Origin of the sequence: Thiorhodovibrio winogradskyi (genome assembly GCF_036208045.1) — a bacterium.
Taxonomy (GTDB): Bacteria; Pseudomonadota; Gammaproteobacteria; order Chromatiales; family Chromatiaceae; genus Thiorhodovibrio; species Thiorhodovibrio winogradskyi.
In genome coordinates this window covers 3,644,852-3,666,174 of sequence record NZ_CP121472.1, presented here as the reverse complement: position 1 = coordinate 3,666,174, position 21,323 = coordinate 3,644,852, and the positions used below count along the sequence as shown (strand labels likewise).

At 57.0% G+C, this 21,323-nt stretch carries 34 protein-coding genes; 11 read left to right on the top strand and 23 right to left on the bottom strand.

Annotated features, from left to right (window positions below; genetic code table 11):
- Positions 1–21: 21 nt before the first annotated feature.
- From Thiowin_RS16770 to Thiowin_RS16760, 3 genes are all read right to left on the bottom strand, one after another.
- Positions 22–3,141 (bottom strand): efflux RND transporter permease subunit, encoded by a 3,120-nt coding sequence (locus Thiowin_RS16770; protein WP_328984115.1) that lies wholly within the window; start codon positions 3,139–3,141, stop codon positions 22–24.
- A complete protein-coding gene (locus Thiowin_RS16765; protein ID WP_328984114.1) occupies positions 3,138–4,340 on the bottom strand; it encodes an efflux RND transporter periplasmic adaptor subunit in 1,203 nt (400 codons plus the stop codon). Before Thiowin_RS16765 ends, Thiowin_RS16770 begins: the two co-directional genes overlap by 4 nt.
- Positions 4,341–4,571: 231 nt before the next feature.
- Entirely contained in the window at positions 4,572–4,697 is a 126-nt protein-coding gene (locus Thiowin_RS16760; RefSeq protein WP_328984113.1) for a hypothetical protein, read from the bottom strand.
- A gap of 468 nt (positions 4,698–5,165) precedes the next feature.
- Here Thiowin_RS16760 and Thiowin_RS16755 point away from each other — a divergent pair, with 468 nt between their 5' ends.
- Positions 5,166–5,498, top strand: coding sequence for a hypothetical protein (locus Thiowin_RS16755; RefSeq protein ID WP_328984112.1), 333 nt, complete (start codon positions 5,166–5,168; stop codon positions 5,496–5,498).
- 430 nt (positions 5,499–5,928) lie between these two features.
- Positions 5,929–7,086: an ATP-binding protein gene (locus Thiowin_RS16750; RefSeq protein ID WP_328984111.1), complete on the top strand. Its 1,158-nt coding sequence runs from the start codon at positions 5,929–5,931 to the stop codon at positions 7,084–7,086.
- A gap of 326 nt (positions 7,087–7,412) precedes the next feature.
- On the opposite strand, the gene Thiowin_RS16745 is transcribed toward Thiowin_RS16750, so the two are convergent.
- From Thiowin_RS16745 to Thiowin_RS16705, 10 genes are all read right to left on the bottom strand, one after another.
- Complete coding sequence (locus Thiowin_RS16745; RefSeq protein ID WP_328984110.1) at positions 7,413–7,712, bottom strand: hypothetical protein; 300 nt, start codon at positions 7,710–7,712, stop codon at positions 7,413–7,415.
- Positions 7,713–7,822: 110 nt separating this feature from the next.
- A complete protein-coding gene (nadS, locus tag Thiowin_RS16740) occupies positions 7,823–8,122 on the bottom strand; it encodes a NadS family protein (RefSeq protein ID WP_328984109.1) in 300 nt (99 codons plus the stop codon).
- Positions 8,119–8,325 carry a type II toxin-antitoxin system RelE/ParE family toxin gene (locus Thiowin_RS16735; RefSeq protein WP_328988109.1) on the bottom strand — a complete coding sequence of 69 codons (207 nt, stop codon included), beginning with the start codon at positions 8,323–8,325 and terminating at the stop codon, positions 8,119–8,121. Before Thiowin_RS16735 ends, nadS begins: the two co-directional genes overlap by 4 nt.
- A 304-nt stretch (positions 8,326–8,629) precedes the next feature.
- Positions 8,630–8,902 carry a type II toxin-antitoxin system PemK/MazF family toxin gene (locus Thiowin_RS16730; protein WP_328984108.1) on the bottom strand — a complete coding sequence of 91 codons (273 nt, stop codon included), beginning with the start codon at positions 8,900–8,902 and terminating at the stop codon, positions 8,630–8,632.
- Positions 8,902–9,147 carry an AbrB/MazE/SpoVT family DNA-binding domain-containing protein gene (locus Thiowin_RS16725; protein ID WP_328984107.1) on the bottom strand — a complete coding sequence of 82 codons (246 nt, stop codon included), beginning with the start codon at positions 9,145–9,147 and terminating at the stop codon, positions 8,902–8,904. The genes Thiowin_RS16730 and Thiowin_RS16725 overlap by 1 nt, the downstream gene beginning before the upstream one ends.
- 102 nt (positions 9,148–9,249) lie before the next feature.
- Positions 9,250–9,348 (bottom strand): hypothetical protein, encoded by a 99-nt coding sequence (locus Thiowin_RS25400; protein ID WP_408034096.1) that lies wholly within the window; start codon positions 9,346–9,348, stop codon positions 9,250–9,252.
- Positions 9,349–9,402: 54 nt separating this feature from the next.
- Positions 9,403–9,603: a hypothetical protein gene (locus Thiowin_RS16720; protein ID WP_328984106.1), complete on the bottom strand. Its 201-nt coding sequence runs from the start codon at positions 9,601–9,603 to the stop codon at positions 9,403–9,405.
- A gap of 56 nt (positions 9,604–9,659) precedes the next feature.
- The gene (locus Thiowin_RS16715; RefSeq protein ID WP_328984105.1) at positions 9,660–9,806 is read right to left on the bottom strand and encodes a hypothetical protein; all 147 of its coding nucleotides are present in this window, start codon (positions 9,804–9,806) and stop codon (positions 9,660–9,662) included.
- Between the two features lie 23 nt (positions 9,807–9,829).
- Positions 9,830–10,246, bottom strand: a complete 417-nt coding sequence (locus Thiowin_RS16710) for a type II toxin-antitoxin system VapC family toxin (RefSeq protein WP_328984104.1) — start codon at positions 10,244–10,246, stop codon at positions 9,830–9,832.
- Positions 10,246–10,506 carry a type II toxin-antitoxin system Phd/YefM family antitoxin gene (locus Thiowin_RS16705; protein WP_328984103.1) on the bottom strand — a complete coding sequence of 87 codons (261 nt, stop codon included), beginning with the start codon at positions 10,504–10,506 and terminating at the stop codon, positions 10,246–10,248. Before Thiowin_RS16705 ends, Thiowin_RS16710 begins: the two co-directional genes overlap by 1 nt.
- 418 nt (positions 10,507–10,924) lie before the next feature.
- On the opposite strand from Thiowin_RS16705, the gene Thiowin_RS16700 reads away from it, so the two are divergent.
- On the top strand, positions 10,925–11,125 hold the full coding sequence (locus Thiowin_RS16700) for a DUF4143 domain-containing protein (protein WP_328988199.1): 201 nt from the start codon (positions 10,925–10,927) through the stop codon (positions 11,123–11,125).
- Here the strand turns inward: Thiowin_RS16700 and Thiowin_RS16695 are convergent.
- Positions 11,037–11,225: a Txe/YoeB family addiction module toxin gene (locus Thiowin_RS16695; protein WP_328988108.1), complete on the bottom strand. Its 189-nt coding sequence runs from the start codon at positions 11,223–11,225 to the stop codon at positions 11,037–11,039. The two genes, Thiowin_RS16700 and Thiowin_RS16695, sit on opposite strands and share 89 nt — an antisense overlap.
- Here Thiowin_RS16695 and Thiowin_RS16690 point away from each other — a divergent pair.
- Positions 11,154–11,321, top strand: a complete 168-nt coding sequence (locus Thiowin_RS16690) for a hypothetical protein (protein ID WP_328988198.1) — start codon at positions 11,154–11,156, stop codon at positions 11,319–11,321. The genes Thiowin_RS16695 and Thiowin_RS16690 overlap by 72 nt on opposite strands.
- 8 nt (positions 11,322–11,329) lie before the next feature.
- Here Thiowin_RS16690 and Thiowin_RS16685 read toward each other — a convergent pair whose 3' ends face one another.
- Complete coding sequence (locus Thiowin_RS16685) at positions 11,330–11,578, bottom strand: type II toxin-antitoxin system Phd/YefM family antitoxin (RefSeq protein ID WP_408034095.1); 249 nt, start codon at positions 11,576–11,578, stop codon at positions 11,330–11,332.
- Positions 11,579–11,604: 26 nt separating this feature from the next.
- On the bottom strand, positions 11,605–11,949 hold the full coding sequence (locus Thiowin_RS16680) for an HVO_A0114 family putative DNA-binding protein (protein ID WP_328984102.1): 345 nt from the start codon (positions 11,947–11,949) through the stop codon (positions 11,605–11,607).
- A 256-nt stretch (positions 11,950–12,205) separates the two neighbouring features.
- Here Thiowin_RS16680 and Thiowin_RS16675 point away from each other — a divergent pair, with 256 nt between their 5' ends.
- The 5 genes from Thiowin_RS16675 to Thiowin_RS16655 all read left to right on the top strand — a co-directional run bounded on the left by Thiowin_RS16675 (position 12,206) and on the right by Thiowin_RS16655 (position 14,264).
- Positions 12,206–12,454 carry a hypothetical protein gene (locus Thiowin_RS16675; RefSeq protein WP_328984101.1) on the top strand — a complete coding sequence of 83 codons (249 nt, stop codon included), beginning with the start codon at positions 12,206–12,208 and terminating at the stop codon, positions 12,452–12,454.
- A complete protein-coding gene (locus Thiowin_RS16670; protein WP_328984100.1) occupies positions 12,435–12,854 on the top strand; it encodes a type II toxin-antitoxin system VapC family toxin in 420 nt (139 codons plus the stop codon). Before Thiowin_RS16675 ends, Thiowin_RS16670 begins: the two co-directional genes overlap by 20 nt.
- 103 nt (positions 12,855–12,957) lie before the next feature.
- Positions 12,958–13,452: a DUF29 domain-containing protein gene (locus Thiowin_RS16665; protein ID WP_328984099.1), complete on the top strand. Its 495-nt coding sequence runs from the start codon at positions 12,958–12,960 to the stop codon at positions 13,450–13,452.
- Complete coding sequence (locus Thiowin_RS16660; RefSeq protein WP_328984098.1) at positions 13,446–13,787, top strand: hypothetical protein; 342 nt, start codon at positions 13,446–13,448, stop codon at positions 13,785–13,787. The genes Thiowin_RS16665 and Thiowin_RS16660 overlap by 7 nt, the downstream gene beginning before the upstream one ends.
- 297 nt (positions 13,788–14,084) lie before the next feature.
- On the top strand, positions 14,085–14,264 hold the full coding sequence (locus Thiowin_RS16655) for a type II toxin-antitoxin system mRNA interferase toxin, RelE/StbE family (RefSeq protein ID WP_328984097.1): 180 nt from the start codon (positions 14,085–14,087) through the stop codon (positions 14,262–14,264).
- Between the two features lie 133 nt (positions 14,265–14,397).
- On the opposite strand, the gene Thiowin_RS16650 is transcribed toward Thiowin_RS16655, so the two are convergent.
- The 5 genes from Thiowin_RS16650 to Thiowin_RS16630 form a co-directional block, all read right to left on the bottom strand.
- Positions 14,398–14,679 (bottom strand): hypothetical protein, encoded by a 282-nt coding sequence (locus Thiowin_RS16650; protein WP_328984096.1) that lies wholly within the window; start codon positions 14,677–14,679, stop codon positions 14,398–14,400.
- Entirely contained in the window at positions 14,676–14,984 is a 309-nt protein-coding gene (locus Thiowin_RS16645; protein WP_328984095.1) for a hypothetical protein, read from the bottom strand. The genes Thiowin_RS16650 and Thiowin_RS16645 overlap by 4 nt, the downstream gene beginning before the upstream one ends.
- 174 nt (positions 14,985–15,158) lie before the next feature.
- Positions 15,159–15,593 (bottom strand): GNAT family N-acetyltransferase, encoded by a 435-nt coding sequence (locus Thiowin_RS16640; protein WP_328984094.1) that lies wholly within the window; start codon positions 15,591–15,593, stop codon positions 15,159–15,161.
- Positions 15,590–15,862 (bottom strand): type II toxin-antitoxin system TacA family antitoxin, encoded by a 273-nt coding sequence (locus tag Thiowin_RS16635; protein WP_328984093.1) that lies wholly within the window; start codon positions 15,860–15,862, stop codon positions 15,590–15,592. The genes Thiowin_RS16640 and Thiowin_RS16635 overlap by 4 nt, the downstream gene beginning before the upstream one ends.
- A gap of 332 nt (positions 15,863–16,194) precedes the next feature.
- The gene (locus Thiowin_RS16630) at positions 16,195–16,656 is read right to left on the bottom strand and encodes a tetratricopeptide repeat protein (RefSeq protein WP_328984092.1); all 462 of its coding nucleotides are present in this window, start codon (positions 16,654–16,656) and stop codon (positions 16,195–16,197) included.
- Positions 16,657–16,846: 190 nt separating this feature from the next.
- Here Thiowin_RS16630 and Thiowin_RS16625 point away from each other — a divergent pair, with 190 nt between their 5' ends.
- Together Thiowin_RS16625 and Thiowin_RS16620 are read left to right on the top strand one after the other, a co-directional pair.
- Complete coding sequence (locus Thiowin_RS16625; protein ID WP_328984091.1) at positions 16,847–17,503, top strand: pilin; 657 nt, start codon at positions 16,847–16,849, stop codon at positions 17,501–17,503.
- A 92-nt stretch (positions 17,504–17,595) separates the two neighbouring features.
- Positions 17,596–19,545, top strand: coding sequence for a tetratricopeptide repeat protein (locus tag Thiowin_RS16620; RefSeq protein WP_328984090.1), 1,950 nt, complete (start codon positions 17,596–17,598; stop codon positions 19,543–19,545).
- Between the two features lie 536 nt (positions 19,546–20,081).
- Here Thiowin_RS16620 and Thiowin_RS16615 read toward each other — a convergent pair.
- A complete protein-coding gene (locus Thiowin_RS16615) occupies positions 20,082–20,525 on the bottom strand; it encodes a putative toxin-antitoxin system toxin component, PIN family (RefSeq protein WP_328984089.1) in 444 nt (147 codons plus the stop codon).
- Positions 20,504–20,728: an AbrB/MazE/SpoVT family DNA-binding domain-containing protein gene (locus tag Thiowin_RS16610; RefSeq protein WP_328984088.1), complete on the bottom strand. Its 225-nt coding sequence runs from the start codon at positions 20,726–20,728 to the stop codon at positions 20,504–20,506. Before Thiowin_RS16610 ends, Thiowin_RS16615 begins: the two co-directional genes overlap by 22 nt.
- Positions 20,729–21,323 lie beyond the last annotated feature (595 nt).

The window sequence follows — 21,323 nt, the reverse complement described above, 5'->3', positions numbered from 1 at the left end:
TGTTGGCGTTCAGCATCGCCCTCAACCGACCGATGGCGCATCCGCCTCGTCCCGCTGCCTTGCCAATTCCCGCGCCAGCCCCGCGCGCGCTCGGGTGCGCCGTGCGATCAGCCGATAGAGCACCGGCACCAAAAACAGCGTCAGCACCGTTGCGGCCAGGATGCCGCCGACAATGGTCAGGCCGATGATGCGTCGGCTCTCGGCGCCGGGGCCAACCGCGAGTGCCAAGGGCAGGGCGCCGAACAGGGTGGCGATGGAGGTCATCAGGATGGGCCGAAAGCGCACCCGCGCGGCTTGGGTCAGCGCCTGCTCCAGCGCCTCGCCACGGTCGCGCAGCTGATTGACGAACTCCACCAGCAAGATGGCATTCTTCGCCATCAGCCCGATGGCCAGAATGAAACCGATCTGCGCATAGAGATTGATCGAGCCGCCGCCCAGCCACAGCGCCATCAAGGCGCCGAGCAGCGCCAGCGGCACGCCGGCCAGCAACACCACGGGCTGAATGAAGCTCTCGAACTGCGCGGCCAGCACCAGGTAGACGATCCCCAGCGCCAGCGTGAAGGCCAGCAAGAAGGCCTGGGCCGAGCGCTGATAATCCTGACTGACCGACAGCCAGCGAATCTCGACATCGGCGGGCAGCAGCGGCTTGGCCCGGGCTTCCAGTTCATCGAGCACATCACCGAGCGCCGCGCCGCCGGCCAGGGACGCCTTGAGCGTCACCGCCGCGCGTCGGTCGATGCGCATGCGCTCGGCGGCGCGCCCGACCAATTCGGTGTCGATCAACCCGGACAGCCGTACCAGGGTGCCATCCTGCGCGCGCACCTCGATGCGCTCCAGATCCTCGGGCACGGCGCGATCAGCTTCACGCGCGCGCACCATCACCTCGTAGGTCTCGGCATCGATGGAGAAGTCGGTGATGTCCTCGCCGCCCATCAGAATTCGCAGGCTGCGCCCGATATCGGCCAGCGACACCCCCAGCGCGGCGGCGCGCTCGCGATCGACCTCAAGGCGCAACTGTGGATTGCTTGGCTGATAATCCAGGCGCGCCTGGGCGATGCGCGGCATCTCCCGCGCCTCGGCCAGCACCTGTTGGGCCAGGGCATGCACTTCCTCGAGATCTGCCCCGGTCAAGGCCATTTGCACCGGCGGCTCGAAACTGCCGCCCCCCAGACTGGGCGGGTTGATCGCGAAGGCCTGTGCCCCGGCCACGCTCGCCAGCTTGGGCTGCAGTTGCTCGGTGACCTCAAACTGACTGAGCGCGCGCTCATCCCAGTCCTTGAGCTTGAGAATGACAATGCCGGAATTGACCGGCCCCTGACCCTCGCTGCGCGGGGCGACCAGGGAAATCACATGCCGCCCCGGTCCGTCGGGGCCGAGCAGCGGCTGCGTCAATCCTTCGATCTCATCGAGCAGCGCGAGCATCCCGCTCAGGGTCGTCCCCTCGGGCGCGTTGACCGGGATGAAAATCGCCCCACGATCCTCGCGCGGGGACAGCTCGCGCGGCAGTTCGCGATAGAGTCCGACCAGGGCGATAAGCAGCCCGAGCGCCACCGCCAGCACCAGCCAGCGCGTCTTGAGCGTCGCGCCGAGGAGGCGCAGATAACCGTCGCCGAGCCGCTCGATCAGCCCGCCGACGCGCGCGCGCAGCGCACTGTCGGCGATGCGCTCGGCATCGATCAGCCGCGCCGCCACACTGACCCCGGCGGTCAGCGCCACCACGGAGGACAGCGCGAGCGCGCCACCCAATCCAGCGGCGAACTCGCCAAACAGCCGCCCGGCATCGCCGCCGAGAAAGCCGAGCGGGGCGATCACCGCCAGCAGCACCGTGGTGGTGGCGATGACCGCGAAGGCCACCTCGCCCGCGCCCAGATCCGCCGCCAGCAGCCGGGGTTTGCCTTGCTCGGAGAAACGAAACACATTCTCCCCGACCACGATGGCATCATCGACCAGCAGCCCGATGGCCAGAATCAGCGCCAGCAGCGTCAGCACATTGATCGAGAACCCCAGCGCCCACAGCAGGATGAAGGCGCCGACCACCGAGGCCGGCAGGGTCAGCGCCGGCACCAGGGTCGCGCGCCAGGAGCCGAGCGCGACAAAGACCACCGCGATGACCAGGCCGATGGTCAGCGCCAGGGTGTAGAGAATCTGGCGGATGGAGGCCTCGACGAAGGTCGCGGCATCGTAGGGAATATCCAGCGCCGCGGCCTCGGGCAGCCGTGCCTGAAGCTGCTCCAGCTTGGCGCGCACGCCATGGGAGACCGCCACCAGATTGGCGCCCGACTGGCGCACAATCCCCAGCCCAATGCCCGGCTCGCCATCCAGGCGCACGGCGGTGCGCTCGGTCTCGGGGCCGTATTCGATCTCGGCGACCTCGCCGAGGCGAATCAAGGCGCCATCGCGCTCGCTCAGGATCAGCTCGCGGAAGGCCTCTGGGCGTTTCAGTTCGGTGAGGGTGCGCAGGGTCATCTCGCGCCCCTCGGAGACCAGCCGCCCGGCCGGCAGTTCCAGATTGCGCGCGCGCAGGGCGCGTTCCACATCCAGCACCGTCAGCCCATGGGCGCTGAGCTTGGCGACATCCAGGTGAATGCGCAGCGCATAGCGGCGCTCGCCGCCAAAGAGCACCCGCGCCACGCCGGGGACGGTCGAGAGACTCTCGACCAGATGGCGCTCGGCCAGATCCGAGAGCTGCAGGCGATCGAGCGTCTCGCTGGTCAGCACCAGCCACATCACCACCTGGGCGTTCAGCGAGCGCTGGGTGATGCGTGGGGCATCGGCCTGATCGGGCAAGGTGTCGCGCACCGCGCCGACGCGCTCGCGTACATCAACGGCGGCCAAATCCAGGTCGCGATCCAGGGAGAATTCCACCTCGATGCGCGCGCGCCCATCGCGGGAACTGACGCGAATCTGGCGCACCCCATCAATGCCGCTGACCGCTTCCTCGATCGGCTTGCCGACTTCGCGCTCCACCACCGCCGCCGAGGCGCCGGGGTAGCGCACGGCGACGGTCACTGTGGGATCATCGACATTCGGATACTCACGCACCGGCAAATTGAGCACCGCCGCCGTGCCGATGAGCACAATCAGCAGCGACAGCACGCTGGCCGCCACCGGGCGGGTGACGGCGAAGGTGGTCAATCTCATGACTCGCCCTCCGCCGGGTTGGCGTGCTCGACCTCGGCGGACTTGATCCGCACCGCGCGTCCATCGCGCAGGCTTTGCAGCCCGGCAACCACGACACGCTCACCCGCGCTGACGCCGTCGCGGATTTCAACCCAGCCATCACGGCGCAGGCCAGTGCTGAGGGTGCGCCGTTCGACTTGGAAGCGCTGTGCTGAGCGCGATTCCTCGCTCTCTTGATCTGGTGGTGAAACCGAGCGAACAACAAACAGATGCTCGACCGGCCCGCGCGCGACCACCGCCTCCTCGGGGACTCGCAGAATCTCCTGCGTGCCGGTGATCAGCACCGCGCGCATGAACAGCCCCGGCTTCAGGCGCCGCTCGGGATTGGGAAGCCGCGCCTCGAGTCTCAGGGTGCGACTGATGTCGTCCACATGCGGGGCGATGAAGCGCAACTCCCCGTCGAAGTGCGCGTCGGGATAGGCGGGTGTGGTGGCGCGCACCTTGGCGCCGGGCGCGATTCGCCCGAGCGCGGTGCCCGGCACCTGCAACTGCAAGTCGAGCGGATCGAGCTGCTGCAAACGCGCGATGGGGGTGTTGGGCTCCAGTAACTCGCCGGGGCTGACCAGCCGCTCACCGATTACCCCGTCAAAGGGGGCGCTGAGGGTGCGGTCGTGCAGATCCTCGCGCGCCACGCGCAAGGCGGCCCGCGCTTGGGCGGCGGCCGCTGCCGCTTGTTCCAATTCCTGGGTGGAGACAAAATCGCGTCCGCTCAATTCCTGCAAGCGCGCGTGTTCGTTCTCGGCCTGGCTGAGCGCGGCGGCGGCCTCTTGCACCGCCGCCTCGGCGCGATCAGGCTCCAGGCGCAGCAGGGTATCGCCAGCCGCGACCGCCTCGCCTTCGCGAAAGCGCACCTCCGCCACCCGACCGCGTCCGCGCGACTTGAGCATCAGCTGCTCGGGCGCGCGCAGGGTGCCGGTGGCCTCGATGCGGCGTTCGACCCGCGCGCGCTCCACCGGAGCTACTTCAACCAAGGTGCGCGGGCGGTCGTTGGTTGAGTTGTCGCTCTGTTCAGAGGATTCGCTGGCCGGTAAAGCGGCCGGGGCGGTGACCAGGGCGGCGAGTAGGGCGGCGAGCACAACCGCCGGCGGCGCCAGGACCGGGACAAAAGCCGCGGCTTTCATCCAGTTGGTGCGGAAGACGGGTTGGGATTTGAATGACACGAATTTCGGACTCCTGCATGGCGCCGGCTCGGCGATGGCTCTCGGCATTGCCGAATGCAGGGATCGCACCAACTGTAAGAATCCGCGGCGCGGCGCGCACGGACAGGCTCGGGCTTGGCAGTGGCGGTGGATTTGCCCTAATCCTGGGGGAAATCCACCAGCGGGCTCTTTGGCAGAAAACCCAATCCGAAGGCGTTCAGCTGGAAGGAATTGCCCAGGAATACGAGATGCTCAAATGAGTAACAGATTGAGCGCCATGACCGCCATGCCGGCAACCAGTGGCTCCGGCAGTGGCGCTTCGGCTGAGATCAACCCACCGAGGATCATCCAGTGATCACCATGGGAGCCCTGCCGCAAGTGCTGGTCACCTGCCTGCGCTGGCCGGTGCTGGAACGATAGAAATAAACCGATGCGAAGCCCATAAAGCACAATAGTGCAACACCGCGCGGCAAGCACGCAAGCGACTCAATAATATTTCACTGGTTAATAATCCCGACCTATAATCTGCTTGCACGGTACGCTGAAGCCGGTGTCCGATTCATGGGTTTTAGGCCCGAGCTTTTACGCCAAGATAGCTGAAAACAAACCGACCCCGGGCGGCTAGTGGGTGGCTCCGTTCATTCATCGTGTTAGCCTAGACGAAGGTTTGGTCGGCGGAGTGGGTGAGGTGATCGCGAACACCCAAACCCCTAGAGTTGTACCCGTCACATGTTGTCTGCCAGCGGTGCCGGGCTATAACTCAAAATACATAGTAATGAATGCCAGCAATCCCGCCAAAAAACGCTGGAAGGTAAGCGATTCACACTCAGCCACAACCGTGAAAAAATGAACCAAGCCAGCACTTTTTACGACCACGGAGAACAAGTACGAATGGATGGGTCAAACCCTATCCGTGCACAGCTAAGACGAGAACTTCAAGAAATACCGGACGGCAAACTCGCCGAAATCCTGGATCTTCTCCACTATTTTCGATTGGGCCTCGAAACTGAACAGCGCGGTATCGCAACCAGCGAGGAACCACATCCCAAGACCGGGGACCAACCACTCCTCAGCGAACTGCACGCGATCATACGCAAGCCCAATCCTGCCCCGCTCGGGGTGTTTCGACTCAATTTAGAGAGATATCACTTTAATCGCGAGGAGGCAAATGAGCGCTGAATATTTCCTCGATACAAGCAGGCCGAGGCCGAGCAGGCTGTCTTTCATGGTCTCGTCGAACTCATCGGGGCCGCAGAGGTAGACCGGCTTATGGTCGTGCCCGTGCAGTTCGGCTTCCAGTCGGTTCGCGTCGAGGCGCTCACCTTCTTGGCCAGGAGGAGGTTTGCGGCTAAAGGCCAAATGCAGGCCATCACCGATGCTGACCGCCGTGCATCAACGCCTACGCGAGATTGACCAGCGCGTGGCCGAGGCGGCGGAGGAGCATAACGGGTATTTGCAGGAGTTGGGGTTGGCGGGGGTGTGAGAGCCGGAATTATTAAAAACAAACCGACCCTGGCCCCATACCTCACTGGCCTCATACCTCAATGAGTCCCTGCTCGCCTTAAAGACGACGCTTGAAATTTCGGTGTCAACCTGCGAATCTTCAAGCATGGAACGCGAACGATACCTTGCGAAAATTGCCGCCCGCTTCGAAGTCCAGCCGGTCGTCGCGCTGCTCGGCCCGCGTCAGTGTGGTAAGACCACATTAGCGCGCATGTACGCCGATCAATTGGCAGGCACCGAGGTCACGCGGTTCGATCTGGAGGACCCGACCGATCTTGCGGCCTTGGCGGAGCCAAAGCTGATCCTGCAAGACCGAAAAGGGCTTGTCATCATCGACGAGATCCAGCGTGTGCCGGAGCTGTTTCCGATCCTACGGGTGCTGGTGGACCGGCCAGCGAATCCAGCGCGCTTCCTGATTCTCGGTAGCGCCTCCCGCGACCTCATCCGGCAGTCGTCGGAAACCCTCGCGGGCCGCATCGGCCACCTCGAGCTGACACCCTTCCAACTGGGCGAGACGGGCGCCGAATCCATGCAGCGCCTCTGGATGCGAGGCGGCTTCCCGCGCGCCTTCCTTGCCGCGAGCGAGGATGCGAGTCGCCAATGGCGCAAGGACTATGCCGCGACCTTTCTTGACCGTGACCTCCCGGCGCTAGGAATCAGCATTCCACCACAGTCCCTGCGCCGCTTCTGGATGATGCTGGCGCATTATCATGGCCAGCTGCTCAATTTCTCCGAGCTTGGTCGGTCATTCGGCGCCGCGGACACGACCATACGCGGCTATCTCGACATACTCGAGGCGACATTCATGGTGCGCCTGCTGCAGCCTTGGCATGAGAACATCGGCAAACGCCAGGTGAAGGCACCGAAGCTGTTCCTGCGCGATTCCGGACTGCTACACACGATAATCGGCATCAGTGACTACGATGCGCTACTGCATCACCCCAAGCTCGGCGGATCCTGGGAGGGATTCGCACTGGAGGAGACTGTCCGCGGTCTCGAGCTTGACGCGCAAGATGTCTGGTTTTGGGCCACCCACGCAGGCGCGGAGCTGGACCTGCTGGTCATTCACGAGGGGCGTCGGATTGGTTACGAGATCAAATACACCGCAAGCCCACGCACGACCCGCTCAATGCGGGCGGCAATCGATACGCTCAAGCTCGATCAACTCATCGTGGTCTATCCTGGCGAGCGCCGCCTGCCGCTGGCCGAGAATATCGAGGCCATTGGGTTGGCCGAACTGGTCCGGCAAGGCGCGGCGCATTGATCGGTGCCCCCAAAATTGCTCGATACTGAACATTGACATCGAGATAAATGGAGATAAATGGGGCCATATATGGACCCTTTTTTCGTCGCTTTAGCCGTGCGATTCAGTGAAGGGGTTGAACACCCTCACTCCCGTCGGTTCGAAGTGGCAAAGATTTCGCGTGACCACGGTCGCGATAAATGGCGCGATAAATGGGTAGAGTAGAGGGCAGGTTGTCATAAAAAGAATTCGAGCCTGGACCCTTTTTCTACCGATCGATAAGATCTCTTTGCTGGGCAGGGCTCTGATCATCCAACCACTGCGTGATTGACGAGTTCCGTATACTGTCACCGGAATTCCCAGTGGGCGGCGCGATCAGGTCGCGAAAGCTCCAGGAACAGCAGGCCCAGTTCGCGCTGGGCCGGGGCGTCCCCGGCATCGGCGGCGGGGATCAGGGCGCGATCTTCGTCTTCCAGCGTCAGGCCGGCCCAGGCTAGGGCGCTGTCGAGGTCGATGCGGGTATGGCGGAGGCCCTTTGACTCACCCAGGGTTTCACTCGTGCCCGGATGATTCTTGATGCGTCGCCACAAGGTGGCACGGCTGAAACCAGTGATGGCCATCGCGGTTTTGAAGTGGATGGTTGGCATTATCCATCTCCACACCCTGGCCGAAAAAGAATTCGAGCCTGGAACCTTTTCCTTTGGAACCTTTTCCTTTTTTTCCTTTTGATTGGCGCGGGTCGGCTGGATTTGCCTTGTTATGCGTGATTTATATGTAAATTCTTGAATACCGAAGCTGGATCAGACTGCACCAGCCGCAAAAGCACTTTAGCCGGACCGGTTGGATGCCGGTGACCCTGCTCCCAATTTTGCAATGTACGCACATTTACGCCGATTAACGCTGCAAATTTTGACTGGGAGAAACCAATACCCTCTCTGATTGCTTTAACATCAGGTTCTGGAAACTCGAATGAACGAGAAGGCGTTGCCTCACCTCTTCGGATCTTCCCAGCTTCCTCAATGCTGGCTACTAACTCATTGAAATATTCATCTTTCATTTCCCGAACTCCGATTCGACAAGTTCTTTAAGCGCTGATAACTGTTCTTTTGTTAAATCCTCTTGCTCAGTTTTGGTATACGCGAAGAGCATAAATATTTGGTAATCACTTGTTGCCCAGTAATAGATAACCCGTACACCACCCCGCTTTCCTCGACCTTCAAGTTTCCATCGGACTTTTCTGAGTCCTCCACTTCCTTTGATAAGATCTCCCGCTTCAGGAGTTTCGATCAGATGGTTCTGAAGCTACCGGTATTCGTCATCTGGCATCAATGACCGAACGATTTTGGTGAAAACTGTCGTTTCGAGAATGACCATGAGAAATCATCATACGTCAATGACGTATCAAGTCAAGTCGGGACTGTAAGGCGCATAACGCCAAGCTCAGCTGCCGTGAGCGTAGCGAGCGGTCGACACTAGATGCCATCGTTAGGCGATTGATTGCGAGTTGATTCATTGCCTAGAAAACAATTCCATCCTGACCCGTTTGGTTTCTGACCCGTTTGGTTTAAACAGCGTGCAGTCGCGCATTCTTGACCTGAGCGAATTCCCAGCGAGCGTTTATCAAGAACTGTGTGTGGAATCCGATGATGCAGCCACTAAAATGAGCGAACCATGAGAAAAAACTCGAGCCTGGAACCTTTTCCCCGATCGCCATACCCTGCTGGTTAAACAGTTTGCCGCTGACAACGAGACCAAAGTGCGGACCTTGCATTTCACGACCAGACGATGGGTCGAAGTCCAGATGCACAATGTCGCCACGATTGGGCAGGTAGGGCATCAACCACGCTCCAAGCCAAGCGCTGGCATCTCGTCCCACCCTTCAACACGCGGCAACCCGTTGGGCATCTCAGCGAGCAACTCAGTGAGTTGATAGCGCGGACGCTCAGGTACTTTGATCGTCATGGTCGTGCCACGGACATAAAACTCAACCTGCGAGCCATCGTGGAGTTGGTTTTGATCGACAAACGCCTTGGGAACAGTCATCACCAGCGAGCCATCGGCGTTGCGCAGGGTTTGCAGCATGAAGCATCTCCTGTCTTGATAGAGCCAAACAACGGTGGATTGTACATCTCAGCCCCCTTGGCCTGAGCCAATTCTGAGCCGATTCTGACCCGGTCGGGTTCGCTAAAGCCCCAACTCCGCCACCTGCCGCTGCGCGATGCTGTGGCCACCCTCGGCGGCTTTTTCAATCCATGCAATGGCTTGTGCCTCATCCAGTTCCACACCCTCGCCGCGCGCATGGAGCTTGCCGAGCCACTGAATGGCATCGGCATCCGCTTACGCGGCGGCCAGGTGCAGCCAATGCGCGGCGCGCTCGGGTTGCCTAAGCGCCAGGAACAGCAGGCCCAGTTCGCGCTGGGCGGCGGCGTCCCCAGCATCGGCGGTGGGGATCAAGGCGCGATCTTCGTCTTCCAGCGCCAGCCCAGGCAAGGGCGCTATCGAGGTCGATGCGGGTATGGCGGAGGCCCTTTGATTCACCCAGGGTTTCACTCGTGCCCGGATGATCCTTGATGCGTCGCCACAAGGTGGCACGGCTAAAACTGGTGATGGCCATCGCGGTTTTGAAGTGGATGGTTGGCATTATCCAGCTCCACACCCTGGCCGAAAAAGAATTCGAGCCTGGAACCTTTTTCTTCCCAAAATTGCTCGATGTTGAGATAAATGGAGATAAATGGGGCCATATATGGACCCTTTTTCCGTCGCTTCAGCCGTGCGATTCAGTGAAGGGGTTGAACACCCTCACTCCCGTCGGTTCGAAGTGGCAAAGATTTCGCGTGACCACGGTGAGGCCCTGTTCCAGTGCCGTTGCCGCGATCAAGAGATCGGCTCCATCATGGCCAATCCTAGCCGAGAGCCTGCCCCAGCGCCGTGCCACCGAACGATCAATGGGCAAAATCCGGTCAGCGTAAAGGGAAAGCACCTGGTCGAGCCATTTTCCGAGTTCCAGCGCAAACACGGCATTGCGCTTTTGTTGCTGCATGATACCGCGTTCGATCTCGCCGATGGTCACCACACTGAGGAACAGGTCGGTTGAAGCCTGCGCTGAGATCCAGCCAACCACACCGGGGTTGCGTTGTTTGCGGCGCAATTCCGACAACACGACCGTATCGAGCAGATACATCAGAGTTCCACATCCCGTTGTTGAACGGATAATCGCTCAAACGCCTGGTCATCCTGCGGCAATTGCAGCAGCAGTGCAGAAAACGAGGTGGCGGTGGCCTGTTCGGACTGCCGTAATCGTTCGTAGGCCTCGACAGACAAGATGACACTGACGGGCTTGCCGCGTCGCGTGACCCACTGTGGTTGGCCAAGTAAAGCCGCGTCAATCACGGCACTAAAGCGATTTTTGGCATCTTGTAAAGACCATGTCGAGGTTGGCATTGCTCAATCCTGTTTAGCTGATTTGGCCTGTCTAGCTGATTTGGCTAGACTTTACGGTAGGCGACTGTTGCAAAGCAAATGTCCATCGCAACACCAAACTTCCAGAGCGACCCGTCCCAACGGCCCGCGTGTCTGACGCGAGTTCTCGGGCAAGCTCCTAGGACGGTGAGTCCCTGCTCGCCTTAAAGACGACGCTTGAAATTTCGGTGTCAACCTGCGAATCTTCAAGCATGGAACGCGAACGATACCTTGCGAAAATTGCCGCCCGCTTCAAGGTCCAGCCGGTCGTCGCGCTGCTCGGCCCGCGTCAGTGTGGTAAGACCACATTAGCGCGAATGTACGCCGATCAATTGGCAGGCACCGAGGTCACGCGGCGATAGGAATCAGCATTCCACCACAGTCCCTGCGCCGCTTCTGGATGATGCTGGCGCATTATCATGGCCAGCTGCTCAATGTCTCCGAGCTTCGTCGGTCATTCGGCGCCGCGGACACGACCATACGCGGCTACCGCGACATCCTCGAGGCGACATTCATGGTGCGCCTGCTTCAGCCTTGGCACGAGAACATCGGCAAACGCCAAGTGAAGGCACCGAATATACGCAGCGATGCTCGCGCGTGAGTCGCCGTGACCAGACATCAGAACCCAGATGTTTCAATGGCTCGGGTTTACCGATGCCGCGAGACGGATCGCGCAGGCAAGCATCCATGAAATCAAGCAGGCGCTTGGCCGTGCGCCGATCTTCAGCCACCCAGTGCCGCAAGTCATCAAGAAACTCAGGATGGCAGACCGCCAGACGCGTCATGTCATTCGCTGAGGCCGACATCAAAGCCGCACCTTATCCAGCGTGACCGGTTCCAATGTGACCGGTCTTGGGCTCTCGCGGCGGGCGCGCTCCAAAGCGCGCAACAAGCGTTCGGCATTGCGCGGGGAGCGCAACAGATGTGCCGTTTCCAGCAAACTGTCGAGTTCCTCGGCGGCAATCAGGTCCACATCCGCGCCATCCACACGACGAACCATCACGACCTCACGATTCGCGACCGCGCGTGCCATGAGTGCGGGGAATTGGGCCATCGCCTCGCGTTCGCTGATTTCAATGCTTATGGGTTAACCTCCGATTGAACCGCGGTTTTGAAGTGGATGTTTGGTGAGAAAAGCGTCAGGGATTGAAAACAATTCGAGCCTGGCACTTTTTTCTCCTTTTTTCTCAATGTGTCGATGTCCTCGGTGAGGCTGTCCGCGTCATCGCCGAGTCGGTCAGCGAGTTCGGCGATGGAGGCCGAACCCTGTTCACGCAAGACACGCAGCACCTGCCAGCGGCGCGGCGTCAGCACGGCCAGCAGATCGCCCATGTCCGCGAGGCCGATGCTGAAATAGGGCGTGACGGCGTCTCCGCGTTCGAGTGCCTCCATGGTCAGCGCTGCTCGGGCGAGGCTGTTGGTCACGGGTTGTCAGACATGCACATGCAGAATGGGGCCGGTCACGATATCAACTTCTCAGTCAAGGGATTGACCAGCGCCACCCCTGTCGGCTCAAAATGGCGGACATTTCTGATCACCACGGTTAAAAAACTCGAGCCTGAAAAAACTCGAGCCTGGAACCTTTTTCCTAGTAAGGAATATTGAATTGACAGTTTTATGATCTGATGCTGTCGTACCTTTTTCGCTTTTTCAATTTACCTGACCTGACGGGGAATGTTTCGTGACAATTTCTATCCAACTCTCCTCTCGCCTTCAAGCACAGCTTATTGCCTATTGTCATATACACCAACTTTCGGAAAATCAGGCGATCGAGCAAGCGCTGCTGCGACTCCTTGACGAATCAAGGAAACCTACAGCTTACGAACTTGGTGCGGATGGATTTGGCGCTGATCAAACCACGACCGGAGACATTGCTCGTAACAGCAAAGGTTTATTGCGGGAACATTTTCGTGGTTCATCTGCTTGTTGACACATGTTTTCTGGTCGCGCTATACATTCGCGCTGACCCTTTGCATCATGCTGCCGTCGATTTTTTGAAGCGCAACAGATCGCCACTCTTGACTGTCGCTCCGGTTATCGTAGAAACCTGTTTTTTCCTAAATGCCAAGGGGAAGACTGCACTCTTGGGTTGGGTGACCAATGGAGGACTGGACGTCGTCGATATACCGGTTAAAAGTTACCCTGTGCTCGCTGACTACATCTTCAAATACGCCGACCAAGATATCGACTTTGCCGACGCTGCACTTGTCTGGCTTGCGAATCAAATCGGTCAGCGTTGTATCTTAACGGTCGACGAGACCGCTTTTCGAATTTATCGTTTGGCGTCAGGGCAAGCTTTTGAATTAATTCGTTGGTACGAAAACCATTGATCAGTGTTGCCGACTAAAGTTTCTCTGGGGTCTTCGTGGCTGGAGAGCAAGTCTTTGTTTTAACGCGCTTCTTTGGATAAGCTCGAAATTAAAAGCGAATCTGGTGCATTTAATTTCTCAATTATTGCTTTGGAAAACCAATATGTCCATCGCTGCCGATTATGACCTTGATTTCCATGAGTGGATCACACTCAATGTCGAACTATTGCGCCGCGGGCGGCTGTCCGAGATTGATGCCGCGCATATTGCCGAGGAGCTGGAGAGTATGGGGAAACGCGATCTGCGACAGTTACGCAGCCGACTCCAGGTATTGGTGATGCATTTGCTGAAATGGCAATATCAGCCTGAGCGACAGGGAACAAGCTGGCTCAAAACAATCGACCATCAACGCGATGAAATTGAAGCGATCCTGCTCGATAGCCCCAGTTTGAGAGGGACGATGCCCGCTGCCTTGCAGCTCATTTATCCCAAAGCTGTTCGCAGTGCCTGTCATGAAACCGGACTGCCGGTTGCGACTTTTCCAGAAAGCTGCCCCTATCTGCTCGATGAGATTCTGGATGCCGCGTTCTTGCCTTCCGATTCCCGTTTCAATTGCTGATTCAGGCCCACATTGCGAGACTAACCAAAGTGGCGGATCGACAGCCATTGATACAGGTGTCAGAGTACCCAACTGTTTCGGCAGTTTTGTGTGCAACCTTGCAAGAACCTGTCGAAACACGCCCGGTCATTGATATTTTGAACCTGCTGGAACGCAATAATTATCTTCCATCAACAAGACGCTGGCAGGAGATTCGAGAGATTCGTCATCAAATCAGTCATGAATATTGTTTATCCACTGCTGAATTGATTGTCACGCTGCAAGTTGCCTTTACGATGGTTACTGAAATGGCCGATGTGGTATCCGCACTCAAAAGCAAAGCGCAGCCAAGCTGAATTGCAGTTAATGTATCCCAAAGCCGTTCGCAGTGTCTGTCATGAAACTGATGAGGTCACACTGCTGAACGCGGCACGCCGGGAAGGCCACAAGAAGGCGCTATCGAAAGCACCCGCCGCACGCTGCCGCGCCTAATCCGCCGTCGCTTTGGCGAGGCCGCCGCCGAACAAAGCAAGCCGCTGCTTGAACGTATCACCAATGTGGAACGGCTCGAGCAGCTTACCGACGATGTTGTGCTGTGCGCTGACGCCTACGCCTGGTTGGCTGCCGTACCGCCGCCGTGCAGTAAGCCGGGCATGCATCTCACCGTACTTCCGGCACCTTCAAGCGCCGCATCGCCACCAGCATGGTCACCGGCTCTGCTCATTGCCAAGGATGCGCCGCTCGGGTTTGAATGGCTGGACCACCCACTCAAGGTCGACTGGGCCGATCACCGGGAATGCCACATCGGCGGTGACTTCCTACTGATCTATTAGGTCGAGGGCCAGGTCGAGGGCAAGACCATCAACTTCGTTCGCGCCGGAACCCACGCCGATCTATTTGAAATTTGTGTTGGTGCAGGAAATTAAATCCACCCTGGCCCCATTTAGCTACTCTGGCCCCATTTAGCTAATCGGGGGCTTGCAGCCGAATTAAAGCGAACCTGGAACCTTTTCCGAACCACAACGGGACCAGGACGGTATCGAGATAATCCCTTGCTCGCTCGGCATCCAGCGGGATATGCGCTTTCCGCAACCCTGCACTCAAACACTCCTGAACGACCTGATAGCTGGTGCAGGCATTCCCGGTGTCGATCGCCTCGCGGATCAAACGCGCCGCGATGTCATGCTTGCGAAGGTCGGAATCGTCGAGGTGATAGAGAAAGACGTTAGGTGTCGAGGAACGTCTCAACGCTCATTCAGCTCTTCCCGCGTCAGTTTGCGTCCGATGCGGACCTTACCACGCAAATCGCGCATGAGCCGATCATAGAGATCCATCTTTTGCTGATGCTCGATAGCGTCGTCGTCGAGGGGTTGCACGATGTCACCCAAGAGTCGGCCCTTACCGGCAATCGAGGCAGGCGTATTCCGACGGGGTCGGATCGAACCGCGTTCTTCGAGAATGGTGACGATAATGCGTGCCTTGAGGACCTCCGGGCGCTCGCCCTGCCATTCGATGTGACCATGATCCAGGGTTGCTTCATAGCTCTTCAGCATGTCTCATGCCTCTCGGTCTGCTGTTAATTGCTCCGCGCCGAGCACCGCACGAAAAAGCCTCCTCGGGTCAAACCATCGGGGGCTGGAAGGTAAAGACTGGGTTCAGGCAGGATCAGATGGGGATGGGTCGCTTTCGGTTGGATGACTCAGGAATTAAAGCGAACCTGGCCCCATTTAGCTATAATGCGCGTAGAACTGAACAGCTTGCTCGTGTAGCGCATGCACAAGTAGCGCACGCACGCCGATATTTTCAGCCACCGAAATGGCACGTTGCACTGCGTCTTGCAGCAAGGCGCCCCCGATTCGCTGTCCCTGGAAGCCTTGGTCAACGGCCAGTCGTGCGAGCACCAAAACCGGCACGGGGTCTGGCATGTTTCGCCGTATCTTCCCCGGCGCGTCCTGATGCGACACAGCGCCAGCGGCCAGGGCGTAATAGGCGATAACCTGCCCGGTGACAGTTGTCACCACAAAGGTTCGGGTTGCTCCCAGGGTCTGGTTTGACTGCGCCCGGCGTCGCAGCCACTCATCAAGTAACGACTCACCGCAGGAGAAATCCGCAAGGTGGTGATTGACCGATAATGGCTGAGGCGGCAGGAGGCGATGGGTCATTGGGACTCGTCAGCCCAAGGTGCCTTGATGGCCATCAGGCGTTCCATGCCTGGATTCGATGCGGGCGGGGCATCGATCAAAGTAAGGAATTGCTCGAATTTGTCCGTATCCAGACGGAAAAATACTTGGTCAAGTAACACGGATTGAGCGCGCTCACAGGCGGCTTCCAGCATGAAGTCCGAGCGGTTTTTTCCCAGTGCCGCAGCCGCCTGATCAATAAGATCTCTTTGCTGGGGCAGGGTTCTGAGGTTGATTGCGGCATCACGCATGACGGCATTCCTGTATATCGTTTAGATATACGCACTATCGACACTTCTTGCCGCGGATGTCAAGAGGAAAAACCGCCAAGAACCACAATGATGCCTTTCATCCCGAGTGGATAGGCCACGAATCCATCTGGGTGTTGTTCGACAATCAGCTTGATTGCTTGATTGCTTGATTCATCGGAAAGTATCTCCGTTGTTTCACCATGGGCGCCAACGCCAAGGATACCTCGTCGCCGCTGCCGTCAGCCGAGATTCAATCAACTTGTGAAATGAATCGTCGGTATCGCAAGCCCCGCCCCGCCTGATCTGAATCGATACTGACCCGGTCGAATGTGCTAAAGACCCAACTCCGCCACCTGCCGCTGCGCGATAATATGGCCACCCTCGGCGGCTTTTTTAATCCATGCAATGGCTTGTGCCTCGTCCAGTTCCACGCCATCACCGCGCGCACAGAGCTTGCCAAGCCACTGCATGGCATCGGCATCCCCTTGCGCGGCGGCCAGGTGCAGCCAATGCGCGGCGCGCTCGGGTAGCGAAAGCTCCAGAAACAGCATGCCCAGTTCGCGCTGGGCGGCGGCGTCCCCGGCATCGGCGGCGGTGATCAGGGCGCGGTCCGCGTCATTGAGCGTCAGACCGGCCCAGGTTAGGGCGCTGTCGAGGTCAATGCGGGTGCGCTTGTGGCCCTTGGCAGGGACAACGGTCTCGCTGGAATCCGGGGTGGTGCTGATGCGCCGCCAGAGGCTGGTGCGACCGAGGCCGGTGATGGCCATGGCGGTGTCGAAGTGGATGGTCGGCATCCCTGGTTCCTGGTTTTGGCGTTGTGCATGTCAGGGGTGGGTAAGATGACTTGGCATCACCACAGATTCAAGTCGGGATTTGTGCCAGCTATTTCAGACGGTTTAAGTCGGGATTGTTTTTTCGATCCCTTATTATTTAGTCGGGATTGTTTATTTAATCCCGACTTATTATTATGGTTTTTTCTGAATCATGCCGACGCCGCGCGTGTCGCGGACCGCTGGGATAAAAAACCGAGCAACGGCAAGCTTTCTCGAGCGACTTGCGGCGGACTTTGCGATGGTTTCTTGGGTTGGCATGGTCTCTGCATCCTGCCTCGCGAGCCAGCACGAAGCCCGATTCCTGGACCTGGCTCGGTCACTCATCAGTAATTTGGGTTTCTTTTTTTCAACGTTGAATGAAGAGGTTATTCTCATGCGTAAGCAAATCCAACAAGGCTTTACCCTAATCGAACTCATGATCGTGGTGGCGATCATTGGTATTTTGGCAGCGATTGCTATCCCTGCTTATCAAGACTACACGATCCGCGCTAAGTTCAGTGAGGTGATGGTCATCGCAAGCGCTGCCCGCACAAGCATTGCTGAATATTACCTTTCCACCGGTAACATGCCAGCATCTACGAGCGAAGCTGGCATCAACACAAGAGCAGAACAGAGCGATTACATTAAAGCTATCGCATTTGCTACGAGTTCAAATGGTTCAACATTGACCTATACTCTTGATGATTTTGGACCAGATACTGAAGACAAAACATTTATTTATCTCGTCAGTGGCGACAATGATGGCGTTTCAGTCGACTGCAAAGGAGGCGACTTGGCAGCTAAATATCGGCCCGCCAATTGTCGTTAATAATTCCCGAATCTTCTGGAATCTAAATAAAGCCAGCCCGAAAAGCTGGCTTTATTATTAGTTGTAGGTGTGAAGCGGAGCGAATCAATTCGATGTTTCGAAACGAGAGCAAAATAAAAGCACACCTGTATCTCCACCAGCTGTTTGTGGCTGTTATTTTTGTAGGAATTTTAGGGGTAGTCTGGGTGACTTACCAGCCAGCCATACCAGGCGCGTTCATGCTCGATGATTTCGATAATTTAGGCGCATTAGGCAAGTCTCCTGTTGAAAGTTGGTCTTCACTGCTGACCTATCTTGCTATCGGTAACGCTGGACCACTCGGAAGACCGCTGTCAAAACTATCCTTTCTCATCAATGACAATGCCTGGCCATCACATCCAGCCAGCTTCAAGCAGACAAATCTTTTTATTCATTTACTCATTGGCGTATTGGTTTTTGCCATTTCACGGCTATTGCTTAAGCCGTTTGTTGCTCAGAATGCTGGGGACTGGATTGCGATTGTCGCGACATCCCTATGGCTGCTTCACCCCTTACAAGTTTCCACCGTTATGTATGTCGTGCAACGCATGACTCAACTCGCCACGCTTTTTGTCTTGGCGGGCGTTGCAGGGCATGTCATGATCCGCACTCAAATCAATAATATTGAAACCCGCTATCTATTACTGCTCACTCTATCAGTCATTGTTTTTACAATACTGGCGATGCTGAGCAAAGAGTCTGGTGTCTTACTCCCACTGTATCTCTTTGTTATCGAGTTTACATTGCTTTCCAGTTTGGCGGTTAATGCCAATTTTGTTTGGTGGAGACGCATTTTTCTCCTAGTTCCGACCATCGCCTTAATCGGCTATCTCGCCTACTTGCCACGGTGGCTTTCAGGCTATGCGTCGAGAGATTTTTCCCTTGAACAGCGTTTGTTAACAGAGCCTGTCGTACTCATGGACTACCTTTATCACTTGATCAGTATGAGAGTGGTGGGATTAGGTTTATTCCAAGATGACTTTCCAATATACACTAGTATTTTTACAATGCCGGTATTGTTTGCCTCACTCGCCTTAGCATTTATCATAATTTTTTCAATCGCATTTCACAAACGTTTCCCACTTGTTAGTTTTGCAGTACTTTGGTTTTTAGGCGGACATCTGCTGGAATCAACAACGATCGGGTTAGAGCTCTATTTTGAACACCGCAACTACCTGCCGATTCTCGGCCCCTTACTTAGCCTGTCGGCTGGCGTCTATTTGGGACTAAAGCGTGTTAAAGAGCTAAGTCGCTTCTTGGCACCCGCAGTCGGGGTCTGCTTAATATTGATAGCTTCATTCGTCACCCGGGGATACGCCAGGGAATGGGGTGCCCTTGAACAACTTTACTCGCTTTGGGCTATTGAGCATCCAGAATCTCCCCGTGCACAGCGAACCTTGGCGACCGTGTTTGTAGCCATGGGAGATATCACGACCGCATTACGCGTATTAGACGATGGGTATGCTCAGTTTCCTGATGACTTGACTTTTCCAATCATGTCACTTGACATTGCATGCCGGTTTGACAGACCTGTCCAATATAATATTGATGATCTTATTAACCGTATCAATCAACATCGCTGGACAGATGGTTTGCGCCCAGCACTTAGCCAGTTATTTGATGGAATTGACGAAACGCAATGTCGAGAAATGATTTCTGAAATACACAGATTGACTCCTGCGCTTGCCAATTTGTCAGGGGTTGAGAAGCGCAGTCGGCTTCTTGCCGGCTTCTATGTCATGGATGGGGAGCTAGCTATGCGCCAAGAGAATTGGAACAAAGCTTTAGATTCTTTTCTGAAAGTCGAGGAGCTTGCACCTTCAGCCGACTCCGCATTGCGTATCGCTGGCTTTTTCATGCGAGCACGCGAATTCAAGTTAGCAAGAGTCGCTTTAGAGGATGCGGCAATGAGGGCAAACAATAGACGCCGTTGGTACAGCCCAAATCTTGAAGATCAATATCGCGACCAGATGGATAAACTTGACATACTGATAGAAGCAACAAATTCAGCTCCTGAACAATAAAATGGACTTTGCGCTAAATTGTCGGGTAGCCGGGCAGCGTTGCCGCTGACCCAGCCCCCTAAGAACCGTGCATGAAAGTTTCCCCTCACACGGCTCGAGCCTTGATGAACCCTTGTTACAGAGCCGACAGTTTTCGCTGCCAACGATACGCACCTGTAGCCACTTGACCGCTACAGCGGCCGGAGCTGTGGCTAAATGGGGCCATATATGGTCCGCCCCGCGATACAAGAGGAAAATCGCTGATCAGCAGAAGGAAACGTTGCAGCCATATATCAGGCATCGATATCGGGATCCCCGTGGTCCCCGTGCCCTGATGGAATGCGCGTACCTCGCCGTCCTCAATGGTAACAAATGGGGCCAGGCTCTGTTTAATTCCCGAACCACCCCAGCCGCGCCAAACCTATTCCCAATCTGGCGCAGCTAACCCCTCGGGCACGGATGCCCGAAGCCCCAGACAACCCCGCTCCCGAGTCATCGGGGCAGGGTTTCTGCTGTGGTGGGGTGGCGGCCAACATCACGAGCTTGATTCCGGGAGTTTATTGAGCCTGCAGCCAGTCGGCGAATTCTGCGACGGTCAGGATGGGAATTTGAAATTGCGCCTTGACTGCCTGAATATCGCCGTCGCCACTGACCAGTGCATCGGCCTTGGCTACAGCTGCGAGCACCAGAAAGATGACATCCTCGGCATCACGAATCTTCGGTAGATCTCCAGGCCTTGTCTCGATACTGACGGTTTCTACGAACGGCAGGAATTCGGCCAACAGCGTTTCTTGCTCATCGTGACTCAGCTTGAACTTGGGATAGGCGAGAACGCGCAGCAGTTCGCTCACCGTGTCGCGACTGGCCAAGGCGACAAAACGTTTAGCCTGCCAGGCTTCCCGTAGCCACGCAAATTGGTCGCGCGAGAAAATTAGGGCAGAAACCAGGCAGTTGGTGTCGATGACGACCCGAGGCTTGCTCATGCGCGCTTTCTTGCCCAAGAGATTGCCTCACCCACATCAGCTTGCGTGATGCCCAGTTCTACCAGCTTGGCCCTTACTGCGTCTGCCTGCCGCAGTCGAACCGGCGATAGTACGATCTTGCCGTCCTGAACCGTGACATCGTAGTAGTCGGCCTCACCCACCGTCTGGACGATGGCTTTGGGCAAGGTGACCTGGTTCTTGCTTGTGCGCTTGGTGAGCATGACGACCTCAAAAAGTAATGAAGTAAGAAATGCAATTGTAACCGTTCACCCCCCTGCCTGCCAGGGAGCGATTTTTCGCCCAGCCCTGACGCACGACTTTCCAGAACGAGGCGCTTAGCGAGGGGTAGCGAGAGTTTTTGCGCCGACACAGGCAATTAATGGATAGAGTAGAGAGCAGGTTGCCATTACTTTAGTCCCGGCTTATCTGTTTCCGCCCCTTTCGTCTGGCGGTGCCTAAATAGCCGAGGCATGGCGCTGACAACCAGCCCTCCCTCATCAAACCGTTCTAATTCCGGGGACATAAATGGTCCGCCCCGCGATGCAAGAGGAAAATCGCTGTTTGGTAGAAGGAAACGTTGCGGCCATATATCCGGCATCGTTGAGAGGGATCATTATCGAAGTCGATCCCCGTGCCCTAATGGAATTCGCGTACCTCGTCGTCCTCAATCAGTATATCAGTCTCAGCTCATGCTGGCTGCTGTCCCCGTCAGGTTTTCGGCGAGGCGGTCGTACCTTTCATGCCATTACAGTGACTTTCTCTCTTCGCAACTCGTGGTGTGGAACTCGGTTGATGCCCGATCAGGGCGGGTTAATC